Raw genomic sequence first — 16,713 nt, 5'->3', positions numbered from 1 at the left:
AGATTGTGCACGAGCGTTCGCCAATGACCGCCACAATAGCGGGCGTGAACGTCCAACGCGATCCTCCCGCCCCTTCCGCGACCTCGTCTGCTGCGGCATCCGCCCGGCCGGCGGCCGTCACGCATTACGAGAACTTTCCCGTCGCCTCCTGGCTGTGCCCTCCTGCGCTGCGTCCGCCCATCGCGGCCATCTATCACTTCGCGCGCACGGCCGACGATCTGGCCGACGAAGGCGATGCGCCGCATGCCGAGCGCCTGGCCGCGCTGCAGCGCCTGCGCGCGGACCTGCGGCAGCTGGGCACGCCCCGGCAGGACGAAATGCTGACCCGCACGGCCTGGTCCCAGGTCCTTGCGCCGCTGGCCGCGCAGGTCCGGGCCCATGCCCTGCCCATGGACCTGCTCGACGACCTGCTGGACGCCTTCGAGCAAGACGTGCGCATGACCGCCAGCCAGGCCGCCTATGCCGACACGGAGCAGTTGCTGGACTACTGCCGCCGCTCGGCCAACCCGATAGGCCGCCTGCTGCTGCACCTGTACGGCGTGCACGACGCTCAGGCGCTGGCGCAAAGCGACGTGATCTGCACCGCGCTGCAGCTGATCAACTTCTGGCAGGACCTCAGCGAAGACCTGCCGCGCGGCCGCCACTACGTGACGGATGCCGACCTGCACGCCCACGGCCTGGCCCGCGCGGACCTGCGCCCCGAGCGCGCCGCGCTGACCGCGCCCGTGCGGGCACTGCTGGCCGCGCTGGCTGCCCGGGCCCGCGCCCTGATGCGGCAGGGCGCGCCCCTGGTGCACCGGCTGCCCGGCCGGGCCGGCTGGGAACTGCGCCTGGTGGTGCAAGGCGGGTTGGCCATTCTGGACAAGCTCGACCGCATGCAGGGCGCCAACCTCTACCGGCGCGTGCAGCTGCGCAAAGGCGATCTGCCGCGCATGCTGTGGCGCGCCTGGCGGATGAAGCCCCGGAACTGAGCAGGGCATCTTGTCCGGCAGATATGAAAAGCATAGCTGTCTGCACCCTTGCCCATTGATATGCAGTACGAAATGCCTTTGAAATGAAGTAGCTGCAGGCGCTGGCAGCTATCGTATTCAATAGCCCCGTGCCGGCGCCGAGCGCGGGCCGGCATGGGACAATGCCACCCCTATGAATCCGGATCAGTACGTCCAAGACAAGGCCGCCGCCTCGGGCAGCAGCTTCTACTACGCCTTCCTCTTCCTGCCCAAGGAGCGCCGCGCCGCCATCACGGCCTTTTATGCGTTCTGCCGCGAAGTGGACGACGTGGTGGACGAAGTCTCCGATCCCGGCGTGGCCGCCACCAAGCTGGCCTGGTGGCGCAACGAAGTGCACCAGGCCTTTGCGGGCCAGCCCACGCACCCGGTCATGAAGGCGCTGATGCCGCATGCCGCCACCTACGGCATCGAGGAGCGCCACCTGCAGGCCGTCATCGAAGGCTGCCAGATGGACCTGGAGCAGACGCGCTACCTGGACTTTGCCGGCCTGCAGCGCTACTGCCACCTGGTGGCCGGCATCGTGGGCGAGGTCGCGGCCCGCATCTTCGGCCAGCAGGACGAGCGCACCACCGCCTACGCCCACACGCTGGGCCAGGCGCTGCAGCTGACCAACATCATCCGCGACGTGGGCGAGGACGCCCTGCGCGGCCGCATCTACCTGCCCATCAGCGAGCTGCAGCAGTTCGACGTGAAGGCGCACGAAATCAACAAGCGCGAATATTCGGAGCGCTTCACGGCGCTGATGCGCTTCCAGGCCGAACGCGCCCATGGCCTGTACGACAAGGCCCTGGCCCTGCTGCCCGGCGCCGACCGCCGCACCCAGAAGCCCGGCCTGATGATGGCCAGCATCTACCGCACGCTGCTGCGCGAGATCGAGGCCGAGAATTTCCAGGTGCTGCACCAGCGCATCAGCCTGCCGCCCATGCGCAAGCTCTGGCTGGCCTGGAAAATGCAGGCGCTGGGCCGGATGTAAAGAGCGCATGCACGCTCCTGCTTCATGAAAGTCGCCATCGTCGGCGCCGGCTGGGCCGGCATGGCCGCCGCCGTGCAGCTGGCGCAGGACGGCCATGACCCCTGCGTCTTCGAAGCCGGCCGCCACCTGGGCGGGCGCGCCCGCACGCTGGAGCTGCCTGGTGCCCTCGAGGCCGACAACGGCCAGCACATTCTGATAGGCGCCTATGCCGAATGCCTGCACCTGATGCGGTCGGTCGGCATCTCCGAAACGGAGGGCCTGCTGCGCCGCCCCCTGGCCATGCGCCATGCCGACGGCAGCGGCCTGGCCTTCCCCCCTCTGCCCGCGCCGCTGGATGCGCTTTTCGGCATTGCAGCCGCCCGCGGCTGGACGCTGCGCGAACGCCTGGCCCTGCTGGCGCGCGCGCTGCGCTGGCGCGTGCAGGGCTTTCGCTGCGCACCGACGGCCACCGTGGCCGAGCTTTGCCACGGCCTGCCGCAGCGCCTGCTCGACGAATTCATGGAGCCGCTGTGCGTCTCGGCCCTCAACCTGCCCACGGCCCGGGCCAGCGGCAGCGTGTTCCTGCGCGTGCTGCAGGACGCCCTGTTTGCCGGCAGCGGCGGCTCGAACTTCCTGGTGCCGCGCGTCAGCCTTGGTGCGCTGCTCCCGGAGCCCGCCGCACGATGGCTGCAGGCGCACGGCCATGCCGTGCATACGGGCCGCCGCGTGCAGCAGCTGGCTCCGCCGGGCCGGCAGTGGGCAGTGCACGCGCCGGTGCAATCCACGGCAGTTGCCGAACCCGCGCACTTCGATGCCGTGCTGCTGGCCTGCCCCCCGCAGGAAGCGGCCCGGCTGGCGCTGGCCGCCGCCGGGGACGAGCGCCTGCCCGCACGCGAAGGCCTGCGTTACCGGCGCTGGGCGCAGGCCGCGCAGGCGCTGGAACACACGGCCATTGCCACCGTCTATGCCCATACCGGCCAACGGCTGCCTTCCGGGCTGCCCTGGCTGGCCCTGCGCCCCGGCCCCGGGCAGCCTGCGCAGTTCGTTTTCGACCGCAGCCACCTGATGCCTGCGCAGGCGCATGATCCGGCCCGGCCAGGTCTGATGGCCTTTGTCGTCAGCGACTGCCGCACGGAGCGCGCGACACTGCAGCAGCAAGTGCTGCAGCAGGCGCGCGAACAGCTGGGCTGGCAGGACATCCAGCCTGTCCGGACCGTCGTCGAAAAGCGCGCCACCTTTGCCTGCACGCCCGGCCTGCAGCGCCCCGGCATGGAGCTGGGCCACGGCCTGTGGGCCTGCGGCGACTATGTCGACGGCCCCTATCCGGCCACGCTGGAAGGCGCGGTGCGCAGCGGCATCCAGGCTGCGCGGCAGCTAGCCGGCACACAGACGCCGCCGGGCAGCCCCGGGAAAACCTGATGTGGCATCGGCCCCTCAGCAGGCCATTTGACAGCCAATTGACAGCCAGGCTGCGCACCATGCGCAGACCCGCCATACCCATCAGAAAACAACCGGAGACTCCATGGCCAAGACATTCGACGTGCCGACCAGCGCGCTGCTATCCCTTTCCCGCCGGCACCTGCTTGCCGGAGCCGGCGCCCTGGCCTGCGGCAGCCTGATCGGCACGCGCGCACAGGCCGCCGACGCCGCCTGGCCCACCCGACCCATCCGCTTCGTCGTGCCATTCGCACCGGGCGGCAGCTCGGAAATCGTGGCGCGCTCCACGGCTGCGGAGCTGTCCAAGACCCTGGGCCAGAACGTGTTCGTGGACAACAAGCCCGGCGCCGCCGGCAATATCGCCATGCAGGAAGTGGCGCGGGCCGACGACCAGTCCACCGTCATCCTGGGCCATATCGGCACGCTGGCGGTCAACCCCTACATCTTCGACAAGCTGCCCTACGACCCCAAGAAGGACTTCGTGCCCGTCAGCCTGCTCGCCAAGATTCCCAGCCTGTACGTGGTGCATCCGGACCTTCCGGTCAAGAACATCGCCGAACTCGTGGCCTACGCCAAGAAGAACCCGGCCAAGCTCAGCTACGGCTCGGCCGGCAACGGCAGCGCGGGCCATCTGGCTTTCGAATACCTGAAGATGACGGCAGACATCTTCATGCTGCACGTGCCCTATCGCGGCACCGGCCCGATGATGACGGACCTGCTCTCGGGCCGCCTCGACGCGGCATCGGTCGGCGCGGCGGCGCTGCTGCCCTTCATCAAGGCCGGCAAGGTACGCTGCATCGCCACCGGCTCGGCCAAGCGCCTGCCCCAGCTGCCCGATGTGCCGACGGTGGCCGAACAGGGCTTTCCCGGTTTCGAAATGACCCAGTGGTACGGCATGCTCGCCCCCTCGTCGCTGCCGCGCCCGCATGTGGACAAGCTGGCCGCCGAATGCGCCAGGGCCGTCAAGGCGCCCGATGCGCTCAAACGTCTGCAGGGCGACGCGGCCGAGCCCATCGGCAGCACGCCAGAGCAGTTCGCGCAATTCATCGCCACCGAGCAGACCCGCTGGCAGAAGGTGCTCCAGCGGGCCCAGGTGAAACCTGGTTAACTCCCTGAGCGGCTATGCCGCTTCCCGCTGAAGGGGGACTTCATCTTCGCTGCGGGCGATCCTTGCTCGATGTCTCTGAGGGAGGTCGCGCCAAGGGCCGCAGGTCAGTGGCTTTCTATCCACCATTGAATAATGATCTTGGCCAGGTAGCCGACAAAGCCCACGCCCAGGCCCAGGAAGATCACGAAGGTGCCGAACTTCCCTGCCTTGGACTGGCGCGCCAGCTGCAGGATGATGAACACCATGAAGATGATGAAGGCCCCCACGCCATAGGTGAGGAAGAAATGGGCAATTTGTTCTTCTGTGAACCCGAATATCACGGCAAGCCATCCTACGCATACCCTGCGGGCCGGGTGCTTGCCTGAACGGGCAGCGGCTTCGGTCCGCTGCCGCCCGCCCTCTCACCGGCCGCCCGGGGCAAGGGCCCGGTCATCGGCATCCCGCGCGGGAAAGGCCGATGCATCCACCAGATCACGATAGGCATGCCAGCTCGCATGCCCCAGCAAAGGCATCACAACCACCAGCCCCAGCAAATAGCTGCCGAGGCCCAGCAAGGTCAACAAAACAATCAACGCCGCCCACAGGGCCAGAGGCCCCGGATTGGCAATCACCGCCAACCAGCTGGTCAGCACGGCCTGGCGCATGCTCACGCGCCGGTCCAGCATCAGCGGCATGGCCACCACGCTGGACGCAAAAATGGGCGCGGCCAGAAAACTGCCCAGCGCCATCCATCCCAGGAACAGTCCGCCATCCTGCGCCAGCACCACATGCGCCACGAAGTCCGCCGGCGTTGCCACAGGCACGGGCGACATGACCACGATCAGCGAAGCCGATACGGCAACCCAGCCAGTGGCCGCCAGCGCCAGCAGCAGGCCGAAGCGCACCATGCACCAGTAGCCGGCCTGCGCCGTGGCGCGGCCGCTTTGCCACTGCATCCAGGTTCTGCGGACCAGCGAGGCATCGGCCCTCTCGCCGCGCTCCTGCGCCCGGCTGAGTGCATACAGGCTGGTCGCCACCACGGGCCCCACCACCAGGAAACCCGACAGCGCGCCGGCCATCAGCCAGAAGCGATTGTGCCCCAGCGCCAGTATGGCCCAGCCGATCAGGGCCAAGCCCCCTCCATGCGCCATGCTGATCCACGGCGCCCTTGCCATGTCCCGCAAGGCCTGCTTCAGCCAGAAAAAGGGGCGGCTCCAGCCGATTGCATGCACGGGAGCCAGGGGCGGAGGAGTGAAAAGGCGGGTGGGCAGACAGGCGGGCATAGGCTGTGCAAGGGCTAGGCTGGCGATCTTGCGATCAACTGTCAGCCAGCCCCTGGCACAACTGCGAAAGGCTGGCCACCGTGATATGGGGCTCGCGCCCCTCGTGCGGCCATGCTACCCGGCCGCGGTTGAGCCAGACCGCGTGCATACCCGCATCCATGGCGCCCAGCGCATCCAGAGCCGCGTCGTCGCCGATATGCAGCACGTGCTCGGGCGCCACGCCGGCCGCTTCGGCCGCGGCATGGAAAAAACGCACGTCGGGCTTGGCCATGCCCGCGTCGCTGGCCGACAGGGAGGCGCGAAAGTGCTGGCCGATCCCGACCACATGCACATTGGCGTTGCCGTTGGACAAAGCCACCACCGGCCAGCGCTGCGACAGGAACTGCAGGGCAGGCAACGCATCGTCGAACAGCTCCACACGCTGGCGGGCAGCAAAGAATTCGTCGAACGCAGGCTCGGCCAGCGCCGGGTCGTCGCCGGCACGCGTCAAGGCCAGGCGTATGGATTCGCGGCGCAGGCCGCTGAGGTCGGCACGCAGGTCGGGGCGCAGCGCCACGATCTCATGCCGCAGGGCCCGCACCCTCGCCGTGTCGCCGAGATGCGCGGCCGTGCCCGGTGCATGCTCCGCCAGCCAGTCCAGCAAAACGGCTTCGGCCTTGGCAATCGTCGGCCAGATGGGCCACAGCGTGTCATCGAGGTCCAGGCTGATGGCCCGTATCCGCCCGCTGCGCCGCAGCTGCCGCAAGGTTTCCACGGCCATATCGGTTGTCATTTGGGGTTGCATGCGCCAAGAATAGCCGCCCGGCGATCGCCTCCAGACGACTGCGCCTATCCCAAGCTGCCACAATCGCAGCCATGTCTTCACGCTTTGCGCCCGAACCCGCCTTCCGCCACGACCAATCTGCCCGCACCGCGGTGCTGCTGTGCAACCTGGGCACGCCCGAGGCGCCCACGGCAGCGGCCGTGCGGCCCTATCTGGCCGAATTCCTCGGCGACAACCGGGTGGTGGAGATTCCCAGACTGGCCTGGTGGCCGATTCTGCACGGCATCATCCTGCGCACGCGGCCGGCCAGGTCGGCGGCCAAGTACGCCACCGTCTGGCACGAGAAGAACGGTTCGCCGCTGCTGCACTGGACCCAGCGCCAGGCCACGCTGCTGCGCGGCTGGCTGGGCGAGGCCGGCCACAACGTGCTGGTGCGCCATGCCATGCGCTACGGCAAGCCCTCGATCGCCTCCCAGCTCGATGCCCTCAAGGCCGAAGGCGCGAACCGCATCCTGATTCTGCCGCTCTACCCCCAGTATTCGGGCACCACCACGGCCAGCGTGTTCGACGCGGTCTACGACTGGGCCAGAACCCAGCGCCACATCCCCGAGCTGCGCTTCGTGAACCGCTACCACGACGATGCAGGCTATATCGAGGCACTGGCCCAGCGCATCGAGGCACACTGGCGCGGCAACGGCCGCGGCGAGAAGCTGGTCATGAGCTTTCACGGCGTACCCGAGCGCACGCTGCGCCTGGGCGACCCCTACCACTGCGAATCGCACAAGACGGCGCGGCTGCTGGCCCAGCGGCTGCGGCTCGGCGACAACCAGTATCTCGTGACCTTCCAGTCCCGCTTCGGCAAGGCCAAGTGGCTGGAGCCCTATACCGAGCCCTCGCTAATCGCCCTGGCCCAGCAGGGCACCAGGCGCGTGGACGTGGTGTGCCCGGGCTTCACCAGCGACTGCCTGGAAACCCTGGAGGAAATCAACCAGGAAGCGCGCGAAGCCTTTGTGCACGCAGGCGGCCAGCAGTTCGAATACATCACCTGCCTCAACGACGATGCGCCCTGGATCACGGCCCTGAGCCGGATTGCCCAGCAGCATCTGCAGGGATGGCCCACGCAGCGCGAGGATGCCGCCCAGTTGCAGGAACGCAGCCGGCGGGCCCAATCGGCCGGCGCCGCTCAATAAACCTGGTCGGCTGTATGCGCATCGGCCATTGCCTGCAGTTCCGTGATTTCCGCGCCGCCGATCTGCCCGTGGTGGCCCAGGCCATGGGCGATGCCAGGGTCACGCAGTTTTACGGCCTGGAGACAGAGCAGACCGATGCCCAGGCCATAGCCCGCGAACAGCTGGCCTGGTACCAGGAGCAGGCAGCGCAAGGCACAGGCTGGTGGCAGGCCACCTGCGCGCAAGAGCAGGTGCTGGGCGCCCTAGGCATCTATGACCGTGACGATGACGGCGACAGTGCCGAGCTGGGCTACTGGCTGCTGCCCCGCCATTGGGGCAAGGGCCTGATGCGGCAGGCATTGCGCCAGTGGCTGCCCCGGGCTTTTGAAAAGCTGAAGCTGCACAGCGTCGTGGCCTATGTGGAGCCCGAGAACCTGGCCTCGGCCCGGCTGCTGGCAGCGGCAGGCTTTTCCCACGAAGGCCTGCTGCGCGAATGCACCCGGCGCGGGGAACGCTATGCATCGCTGCACCGGTTTTCTCTGCTGGTACACGAGCTTTCGTTGCATAGCTGATCACGCTGATCCAGCCTCGGCCAGGCAGCGACGAGACTGGAATCCCGAGACTGCCCGCAGCCGAATCTCGCCCATTACCACAAGCGACAAGCAGGCAAATTTTCCAGCCCGGGGCCGGACCGTCCAAAGCCGGACAATAGAGGCTTCGGCCATAGCCACGACTGCCGGCGACCCGGTTCTGCCGACTCCTGCCATGAAAAACGCCTCTCTCACTTACGCACTGGCCATGGGCCTGGGCCTTTCCACCAGTACCTGGGCGCTGGCCGCCCCGCCCCTGCTCACGCCCGAGCAGCTGCAGCCGCTGCTGCAGCAGGCCGACACCCGCGTGATCGACATCCGCGATCCCAAGGCCTTCGAGGCCGGCCATATTGCCCAGGCCGTGAATGCGCCCTACGGCAAATGGCGCGGCCCGGCCAGCAACCCGGGCGAGCTGCCCGACCAGGCCAGGCTGGTCGCGCTGGTGCAGTCGCTGGGCCTGACGCCTGCCACCCATGCCGTGGTGGTCTCCAGCGGTGCCGATGCCACAGACTTCGGCGCCATGGCGCGCGTGTACTGGACTCTCAAGAGCCTGGGCCTGAAGGAACTGTCCATCGTCAACGGCGGCATGAAGGCCTGGGAATCGGCCGGCAAGCCGGTGAGCCAGGCGGCCGTGAAGGTCGCGCACAGCAGCTACGCACCCACGTTCGATGCCCAGTGGCTGGCCACGCGCCAGGATGTGGGCCGGCACCTGGACCTGTCGAATGCGGCCCTGGTCGATTCGCGCCCCGACGCCTTCTACCAGGGCAAGGTGCGCGCGCCTGCCGCCAAGCTCTCGGGCACGCTGCCCGGCGCCCAGCAGCTCGATTTCAACCAGTGGTTCGTGCCCGGCACCTCGCAATTCGTGGATGCCGCCAAGGCCAGGGAAATCGCCGGCAAGCTCCAGCGCCAGCAGGGCCAGGACACGGTGGCCTTCTGCAACACCGGCCACTGGGCGGCCACCGACTGGTTCGGCCTGTCGGAGATGGCCGGCCTGCCCAATGTCAAGCTCTATGCGGGCTCCATGGTGGACTGGACCCAGTCCAAGGAGGCACCGCGCATGGCCAACCAGCCGGGCCGCGCCCAGTCCCTCGCCTACGACGCACAAAAGTGGTGGGACAAAAACTTCAAATAACCCCTGAGGCGCTGCGCGCCTTCCCCTTGAAGGGGGAGGACGCCTTCAATGTGATACCCCAAACATGAAACGACTTCCCATTGCGGCCGTACTGGCCGTTTTCTTTGGCTGGCTGCTCTGGAGCGTCTCGGTGCGCCAGGCTGCGCTGTTCCTCGTCGGCATCGGCCTGGGCGCCGTGCTGGCCGGCCAGCGCTTCGGCTTCACCACAGGCTGGCGCATGCTGGTCGAGGAAAAGGACGCCAGCGGCATCTTCGGCCAGTTGCTGCTGCTGGCCCTGGCCGCCGCCATGGCCATGCCGCTGCTGGGCCACTTTCCCGAGCTGACCGCGGCGCTGGGTCCACCCAGCATCAGCCTACTGGTCGGCGCCTTCGTCTTCGGCCTGTGCATGCAGATAGCCGACGGCTGCGGCAGCGGCACGCTGTACAAGGCCGGCATGGGCATTCCCATGAACACGGCCATCCTGCCCATATTTGCGATCGGCAGCTTTCTGGGCAGCCTGCACCTGGGCTGGTGGCTGGACCTGGGCCATACCGCGCCCGTGGGCCTGATAACCGAATGGGGCTGGGCACCAGCCCTGGGCGCCACGCTGGCGGCACTGGCCGCAATTGCAGCGGGGGTGGCATGGTATGCCAGGCGCGCCAATGCGGCGCTGGGCCGCGCGCCCAGGCCGCTGCTGGTGCGCAAATGGCTGGTCGGCGCCGTGCTGCTGGCCGTCTTCGCCACGCTCAACCTCGTCATCGCGGGCCAGCCCTGGGGCGTGGTCTACGGCTTCGGCCTCTGGGCCGCCAAGGTAGCCAACGCCACAGGCGCCGTGGACCTGGCCGGCAACTGGTTCTGGAGCCAGCCCGGCAATGCCGCACGCCTGCACGAAACCGTGCTGCTGGATGTGACCAGCATCACCAACATCGGCATCCTGGGCGGCGCACTATGGATTGCCGCAGGCAAGCCTGCCGCCGCCAAGGCGCTAACCGGCACGCAGTGGGCAGTGGCGCTGGCGGCCGGCCTGGTGCTGGGCTACAGCTCGCGCCTGGCCTTCGGCTGCAACGTGGGCGCCATGTTCTCGGGCATTTCCACGGGCTCCGTCCATGGCTGGATCTGGGTGCCCATGGCCTTCATGGGCACGATTTTCGGCCTGCGCATCCGCCGCCATTTTGGGTTCTGAGCCCCGGAGATTCGGATGACACAACAAAACACTTTGCGCACCGTCTTCTGGGCCGTGCTGGTTCTTTTCCTGGCCTGGGACTTCTGGCAGTCGCCGCCCGTGGATCTGCGCTTCGAGGCGCCGCTGATTGCAGCGGGTTCGGGCCAGGCGGCCCAGGGCGGACACTGCTCCATGCCCGCGGGCAAATAAGCCAGAAAGCCTTTGCCAGGCCGCCGGTCAGGACGGCGTCATGGTCTCGGAAATCCCGGAGGCCGCAGCCGCCTCCGGCGCGGGCTCGGCCTCGTTGCCGGCCTTTTCCACATCGAAGCCGGCGGCCTCCCAGGCCGACAATCCGCCCACAAGGGGACGGACATTGGTGAAGCCGGCACGCATCAGCTGCCTGGCCACGCGCGCCGCCGAGATTTCATTCGGGCAGTCGCAATAGACCACCAGCCCATGCGCATGCTGCTCGCGCGGCAGCAGCGCCTCGTAGGCAATCCGGCCCTCTTCCTGGCTGCGCTGCCAGGGCCGAGCGCCGGGAATGTGGCCACGGTCGTAGAGGATGGACTCGCGCACGTCGATCACCGTGGGGCGCACGCCCTGGGCATGCAGGCCGGCCAGCTCGGCCACCGACATGCGCGGCATCTTGAGCGAGCGGATCACGCGGTGGCGCTGCCACCATTTGCGCGCCACGAAGACGGCAAAGGCCACGAGCAGAAGCAGCAGTCCCCATTTGCCCAGGGCCGTGAGCACATCGAGCAGGCTCTCCACGGTCGAGGCGAACAGCGATCCCAGGAAGACGGCCGAGCCTACCCAGATCAGCGCGCCCAGCATGTCGAACAGCACGAAGGTGCGCAGCGGCGTGCCGACCACGCCGGCCAGCGCGCTGGCGATGGAGGCAAAGCCCGGCACGAACTTGGCCACCAGCAGCGACTTGGCGCCCCAGCGGCCGTAGACCGACTCGGTCTGGCGTATGCAGGCATCGGGCGACAGCGAAATGCGGCAGATGCGGCCCAGCACGCGATGGCCGTAGGCCTTGCCCGCCTGGTACCAGATCACGTCGGCCAGCAGCGCCGCGGCCACGGCCAGGGCTGTGAGCCAGCCCAGACGCGCGCCGCTTGCACCTTCGAGCGCGCCCGTGACCACCAGCACGGGATAGGCCGGCACCGGCGCTCCCAGCTGTTCCACGAACACATTGAGGAACACGATGCCCAGGCCGTATTCCCGAATCAGATCCACCAGAAAACCCATGGCCTCAACTCCAGGCTGACTGCAGCCACCGTCGCCGCATGCGCGCCATGCTAGCGCCGCCGCCGCACCCCTGCTGCGCCAGGGTTGAATCGCGCCGGAAAAGTCCTTGCAGTTCCGATGCGCTGACAGGCAATCGACCGACAGCCGTGGCAGGCGACGCAGGTGCAATATGAACCGGTCAGGGTCCTGGCCGGCCGCCGGTTCGGCCAGCCAGGCCCGCAGCGCATACACGCACTTGGAACGTATCGGCGTCCCCTGGCGCCGCGGCAGCGGCTTTACGGAGCGGGATGGTGCGCGAAGTCGTCCGCAAGGCTTCTTGCCTGCGTGCGGCTGCCACACCGCAGCCCGAACCCCGGCGGCTGCGTGGAGAGCGTCCGCACGTTCTGACAGGAAAGGCAGTCCATGCAAGAGTCATACAACCGCACGTCCACCCCTGCAGCGCAGGACGCTGCAGCACCGCGCAGCTATACCCCCGAGGAAAGGCGGCACCGGGTCTTCGCCATCATGGCGGCCTCGTCGGGCAATCTGGTCGAGTGGTTCGACTTCTATGTCTACGCATTCGCCGCGCTGTATTTCGCGCCTTCGTTCTTTCCGAAGTCCGATCCCACGGCCCAGCTGCTCAACACCGCGGGCGTGTTCGCGGCGGGCTTTCTGATGCGGCCCATCGGCGGCTGGCTGTTCGGCCGCATCGGCGACCGGCTGGGCCGCAAGACCTCGCTGCTGATCTCGGTGACCATGATGTGCGCGGGCTCCCTGGTGATCGCCGCCCTGCCCACCTACGACCAGATCGGCGCCTGGGCACCGTTCCTGCTGCTGATATGCCGGCTGTTCCAGGGCCTGTCCGTGGGCGGCGAATACGGCACCACGGCCACCTACATGAGCGAGGTCGCGCTACGCGGCCAGCGCGGCTTTTTCTCCTCGTTCCAGTACGTGACCCTGATCGGGGGACAGTTGCTGGCCGTGCTGGTCATCGTCATTCTCGAGGCCCTGCTGACGGAGGCCGAACTCAAGGCCTGGGGCTGGCGCATTCCGTTCGTCTGCGGCGCCGTCGCGGCCGTGGTCGCGTTGCTGCTGCGCCGCACGCTGCACGAGACGCAGACCGAGGCCGCCAGGAAAACCGCCGAGGCCGGCACCATCGGCGGCCTGCTGCGCCACCATAAGGCAGCGTTCCTCACGGTCCTGGGCTACACGGCCGGCGGCTCGCTGATCTTCTACACCTTCTCGACCTATATGCAGAAGTACCTGGTCAACACGGTGCATCTGCCCATCAAGACCGCCAGCCATGTGATGACCTTTGCGCTGCTGGTCTTCATGTGCGTGCAGCCGCTGTTCGGCATGCTGTCGGACCGCATCGGCCGGCGCACCAACATGATGCTGTTCGGTGGCCTGGGCGCCCTGTTCACCGTCCCCATCCTGACGGCGCTCCAGCATGTGCAAAGCCCGTTGCCGGCCTTTTTGCTGATCACCGCAGGCATGCTGATCGTGAGCTTCTATACCTCGGTGTCCGGCATTGTGAAGGCCGAGATGTTCCCGCCCGAAGTGCGCGCCCTGGGCGTGGGCCTGGCCTACGCGATTGCCAACGCGATCTTCGGCGGATCGGCCGAATACGTGGCGCTGGGGCTCAAGACCCTGGGCCACGAGCATGCTTTCTTCTGGTATGTGACGGCCATGATGGTGCTGGCTTTCTTCGTCAGCATGCGGCTGCCCCGGCAGGCCGCCTACCTGCACCACGATCACTGACGCAAGTGCCCCAGCACGGCGTCGAAGTGCGCCGGCACATTGAGGGCCGGCGCATGGCCGCAGCCTTCGATTTCCAGCCAGGTCAGCAGCCCCTGGGTACCGGGCCCGCGCTGCTGCATGCGCTCGGCCACGGGCCTGAGCACCAGATCCGAATCCACGCCGCGCAGCAGCAACACGGGCAGCGCCAGCGCATCGTAGTGCTCCCAGATCAGGTAGTCGTCATCGTGCGCGGTGAACTGCTGGATCATGGCCGGGTCGTAGTGCGGCGTCACGCGGCCGTCGTCGGTGCGGCGCGTGCTGGTCTCGGTGAGCTTGCGCCACTCGGCCTCGCTGAGCCAGCCATAGGGTTTGTAGGCCGTGCGGAAAAAGTCCTCCAGCTCGGCCACGGTGGCAAACACCGGCGGCTGTCCCGCATAGGCCCTGATGCGCGCCAGCGCTGCATCGGCCAGCTCGGGCGCGTTGTCGTTGAGCGTGAGCGTGAGAATGCGCTGCCTGAGCGCTGGCTCGAACAGGCCCGAGGCGCAGACCGTGCCTATCGCTCCGCCCATGGAGGTTCCCACCCAGTGCACCTGCTCCAGCCCCAGCGCATCCATCAGCTCGCGCGCCAGCCGCGCGTAAAAGCGCAGGTTGTATTCCTCTTGCGGCGCCCGGCTCCACTGGCTCAGGCCCCGGCCCAGCGTGTCGGGGCAGATCACGCGATAGCCCTGGCCGGCCAGGAACTGCGCCAGCGCATCCATGTCACGGCCCGTGCGGGCCAGGCCGTGCCAGGCGATCACCGTGGCCACGGGCTCGCTGGTCGGCTGCCAGTCCATGTAATGAATCTCGTAGCCAGCGCAGTTCGCATAGCGGGATGCCGGCACGATGGCCGCAGAAGCACAGTTGTTGGGCATGGCAAATTTCAGCATCAAAAGTGCCTCCAGCGCTTATGTGATAAGCACCATCAGCTATCAAATTCGGTAGTCAGCCGGTAGCCGCAGCCGCCGGCCGGTCATGCGCATCAGTCCGGCACGCGGATGGCACCGGCACCGACCTCTATCCTGTCGGCCGCCGCCGGCGTGCCGGCTATCACCGGCAGGTTGGCCGGCTGCAAGGCCGGTGCCTGCCCCGGCATGCCGCCGCGCGGCACTGTGCGCACCACCTGGCTGGGCGGCAGCGCCTTGCCGCTGGCCAGGTGGTCGTACATGGCATCGAGCGCGCGGTTCAGGTAGACATGCAGCGGGATGTAGCGCGTGTCGTAGCCCGGCAGCACGGCGGGCAGTCCGATGAAGCTGTCGAAGTGCTGGGCATTCGTGACCTCCACATAGCTGAGCTTGCTGGCGGCCCCCTCCACTTTCCGGTTGAGCGCCACATAAGGCCGCGTCGTGTGGTTCACGGGCAGCAGCGCATCCGCGCGGCCGTGGACGATGATGGCCGGCTTGCCGCGCAGATTGCCGTTGCGCCGCGTCTCGTCGACACCGGCCTGCAGCGCCCTGGCGGCGGCATCGCTGCCGGTGACCAGATTGCGCAGGCACAGCGCGCCCGGCGTGTTCCAGTCGGCCACGCCCGAGTTCACCGAGACGGAGAGGAAGTCGCGCGCGGCGCCGAACTTGCCCTTGTTGTTGATGAGCTGCACGCCGCTCGATGGCGGAACGCCGTTGCCCGTGGAGAACATGCTGGCCAGCGCCTCGGGCGCCAGCGGCGCCACGGCGCCGGAAGCGCTTGCTGCCGCATAGCTGTAGCCGCAGAGGCTGTCCTTCACGCTGGCGCGCGAGAGCGAATTGGCAAAAGTGACCGACACGGCGGGCGCCACCTCGAAGGCGGCCAGCGAGGCATGCAGCTCGCCGGACTCGGGCTCCCAGCCATAGTCGCGCAGCTTCTGCAAGGCTTCCTCGGCCTGGGCCGCCGTGGTCGTGGCGCTCAGCAAACCGGCGGTCCTGAGCGCCGCGCAGCGGTTGGGCGCAATCGGCAGCGCAGCACTCGCAAAGCCCGCGGCGAACGCCGCCGCATAGGGCGAGCCACTGACCGATGCCGCCAGCGAGGCGCAGGGTTGGTAGAGATTGGCATAGGTCGTGAAATCCACCAGCGTCCTGCCCACCACGGGCAGCGCCGCGCTGCCGCGCTGCACGGTCACGCCGGGGCTGGCGGGCAGCTCCACCGCAGGCTCGGACACGGCCACGCCGTCGATGAGGCCCTGCGTGTCCTGCTCGGCCGCGGCAATCGCCGCGCCGCCGCCGTTGGAGATGCTCGATGCGATGACGATGGTGTTGCCGGGCTTGAGCGTCTTCAGGCGCTCGCCCAGCACGTTGCGGTCCCCATAGCGCTCGTTGAGCACGTAGTAGGCGAACTCCACGGCCTGCAGCGTGGTACGGCCCCAGTCCTTCTCGGCGTTCTGGCCCGAGTGCGCATGCTTGAAGGCAAAGCGGTTGGGCGTGGCGGTGTTGAAGGCGGCCAGTTCGCCGGCCGTGAGTCCCGCGTTGAAGGCCGCCTGCTTGCCCGCCGCGGCGGCCGTGGCGCGCGTGCCGTCGATCAGCGGCACGGTGTCGCCCATGAGGTCGTGCGGCGCGGCGCCCGTGCCCTTGTCGGAATAGGCCACCGCGCAGCCGCGCTTGAGCCCCCATTCGCCCGTGGAGATGGCGCCGTACACGCCGCGCGAGCCCGAAGCCGTGGCGGTGACGATGCAGGCCTTCCTGGGATCGAAGCTGTCCGGCACCTGCACCATGAGCGTGACGTTCTTGCGGCCCGTGCCGTCGTCCGAGAACGCGATGTACTCGGTGCCAGCGATCTTGCCTTCGCCAGCCGTCACCCGGCCCTGCGCATCCACATTGGGGCCGTAGAACGTGCCGTAGCCGCCCGCCGCCGTCATGTCCAGCATGGCGCGGTAATTGGTGTGGATGGCCAGGCGGCGCAGCTCGGCCGCCGTGGGCCTGAGCGCATCGGCAAAGCCCGGCGCCGTGGCGGCGGCCAGGCCGCTCCTGCCCAGGCCCGCAGTCAGCAGGTCGTCGCTGCTGCCGTCATAGCTCTGCTGCCGCACCTCGCCCAGGTAGCCGGGCTTGGCATTGCGTTCTCCGCCGTCGCCGCCCCCGCAGGCGGCCAGAACGGCGGCCGCCAGCGCGGCAAGAGCCCCCAGGGGAAGGGGCGGCAAGGCAATCACAGGGTTCTTCTTCATGGACCATGTCTCC

General features: G+C 68.1%; 16 protein-coding genes. 10 read left to right on the top strand and 6 right to left on the bottom strand.

All coding sequences use genetic code 11. The annotated features are described in order from the left end of the window. The first annotated feature begins 23 nt into the window (after positions 1-23). The 4 genes from hpnC (at position 24) to Cte04_RS20750 (ending at position 4,507) form a co-directional block, all read left to right on the top strand. Entirely contained in the window at positions 24-971 is a 948-nt protein-coding gene (hpnC, locus tag Cte04_RS20765; protein ID WP_066483680.1) for a squalene synthase HpnC, read from the top strand. Between the two features lie 172 nt (positions 972-1,143). Then, the gene (gene hpnD / locus Cte04_RS20760) at positions 1,144-1,983 is read left to right on the top strand and encodes a presqualene diphosphate synthase HpnD (RefSeq protein WP_066483679.1); all 840 of its coding nucleotides are present in this window, start codon (positions 1,144-1,146) and stop codon (positions 1,981-1,983) included. 24 nt (positions 1,984-2,007) lie between these two features. Continuing rightward, positions 2,008-3,381, top strand: a complete 1,374-nt coding sequence (gene hpnE / locus Cte04_RS20755) for a hydroxysqualene dehydroxylase HpnE (RefSeq protein ID WP_066483678.1) — start codon at positions 2,008-2,010, stop codon at positions 3,379-3,381. Positions 3,382-3,484: 103 nt separating this feature from the next. Continuing rightward, positions 3,485-4,507, top strand: coding sequence for a Bug family tripartite tricarboxylate transporter substrate binding protein (locus Cte04_RS20750; RefSeq protein ID WP_066483676.1), 1,023 nt, complete (start codon positions 3,485-3,487; stop codon positions 4,505-4,507). A gap of 104 nt (positions 4,508-4,611) precedes the next feature. Here Cte04_RS20750 and Cte04_RS20745 read toward each other — a convergent pair whose 3' ends face one another. From Cte04_RS20745 to Cte04_RS20735, 3 genes are all read right to left on the bottom strand, one after another. Beyond that, positions 4,612-4,827, bottom strand: coding sequence for a DUF2788 domain-containing protein (locus Cte04_RS20745; RefSeq protein WP_066483674.1), 216 nt, complete (start codon positions 4,825-4,827; stop codon positions 4,612-4,614). Between the two features lie 81 nt (positions 4,828-4,908). Continuing rightward, positions 4,909-5,769 (bottom strand): DUF2189 domain-containing protein, encoded by an 861-nt coding sequence (locus tag Cte04_RS20740; protein ID WP_066483672.1) that lies wholly within the window; start codon positions 5,767-5,769, stop codon positions 4,909-4,911. 34 nt (positions 5,770-5,803) lie between these two features. Beyond that, on the bottom strand, positions 5,804-6,553 hold the full coding sequence (locus Cte04_RS20735; protein WP_083526788.1) for an HAD family hydrolase: 750 nt from the start codon (positions 6,551-6,553) through the stop codon (positions 5,804-5,806). 71 nt (positions 6,554-6,624) lie between these two features. Between Cte04_RS20735 and hemH the strand changes: the two genes are divergently transcribed. The 5 genes from hemH to Cte04_RS21805 all read left to right on the top strand — a co-directional run bounded on the left by hemH (position 6,625) and on the right by Cte04_RS21805 (position 10,774). Further along, positions 6,625-7,722, top strand: a complete 1,098-nt coding sequence (gene hemH / locus Cte04_RS20730) for a ferrochelatase (RefSeq protein WP_066483668.1) — start codon at positions 6,625-6,627, stop codon at positions 7,720-7,722. Between the two features lie 14 nt (positions 7,723-7,736). Beyond that, a complete protein-coding gene (locus tag Cte04_RS20725; RefSeq protein ID WP_066483665.1) occupies positions 7,737-8,273 on the top strand; it encodes a GNAT family N-acetyltransferase in 537 nt (178 codons plus the stop codon). Between the two features lie 193 nt (positions 8,274-8,466). Beyond that, positions 8,467-9,423: a sulfurtransferase gene (locus tag Cte04_RS20720; protein WP_066483664.1), complete on the top strand. Its 957-nt coding sequence runs from the start codon at positions 8,467-8,469 to the stop codon at positions 9,421-9,423. Between the two features lie 64 nt (positions 9,424-9,487). Next, complete coding sequence (locus Cte04_RS20715) at positions 9,488-10,585, top strand: YeeE/YedE thiosulfate transporter family protein (protein ID WP_066483660.1); 1,098 nt, start codon at positions 9,488-9,490, stop codon at positions 10,583-10,585. 15 nt (positions 10,586-10,600) lie between these two features. Continuing rightward, positions 10,601-10,774: a hypothetical protein gene (locus tag Cte04_RS21805; RefSeq protein WP_169798074.1), complete on the top strand. Its 174-nt coding sequence runs from the start codon at positions 10,601-10,603 to the stop codon at positions 10,772-10,774. Between the two features lie 27 nt (positions 10,775-10,801). Here the strand turns inward: Cte04_RS21805 and Cte04_RS20710 are convergent, their stop codons facing one another. After that, on the bottom strand, positions 10,802-11,815 hold the full coding sequence (locus Cte04_RS20710; protein WP_083526786.1) for a rhodanese-like domain-containing protein: 1,014 nt from the start codon (positions 11,813-11,815) through the stop codon (positions 10,802-10,804). Positions 11,816-12,217: 402 nt separating this feature from the next. Between Cte04_RS20710 and Cte04_RS20705 the strand changes: the two genes are divergently transcribed. Next, positions 12,218-13,555 carry an MFS family transporter gene (locus Cte04_RS20705; RefSeq protein ID WP_066483659.1) on the top strand — a complete coding sequence of 446 codons (1,338 nt, stop codon included), beginning with the start codon at positions 12,218-12,220 and terminating at the stop codon, positions 13,553-13,555. On the opposite strand, the gene Cte04_RS20700 is transcribed toward Cte04_RS20705, so the two are convergent. Then, on the bottom strand, positions 13,549-14,460 hold the full coding sequence (locus Cte04_RS20700) for an alpha/beta fold hydrolase (protein ID WP_066483656.1): 912 nt from the start codon (positions 14,458-14,460) through the stop codon (positions 13,549-13,551). The genes Cte04_RS20705 and Cte04_RS20700 overlap by 7 nt on opposite strands. Positions 14,461-14,552: 92 nt before the next feature. Continuing rightward, complete coding sequence (locus Cte04_RS20695; protein ID WP_066483654.1) at positions 14,553-16,700, bottom strand: D-(-)-3-hydroxybutyrate oligomer hydrolase; 2,148 nt, start codon at positions 16,698-16,700, stop codon at positions 14,553-14,555. Positions 16,701-16,713 lie beyond the last annotated feature (13 nt).

Origin of the sequence: Comamonas terrae (assembly GCF_001544075.1) — a bacterium.
Classification (GTDB): Bacteria; Pseudomonadota; Gammaproteobacteria; order Burkholderiales; family Burkholderiaceae_C; genus Comamonas; species Comamonas terrae.
This window is presented reverse-complemented; position numbering and strand designations above follow the sequence as displayed.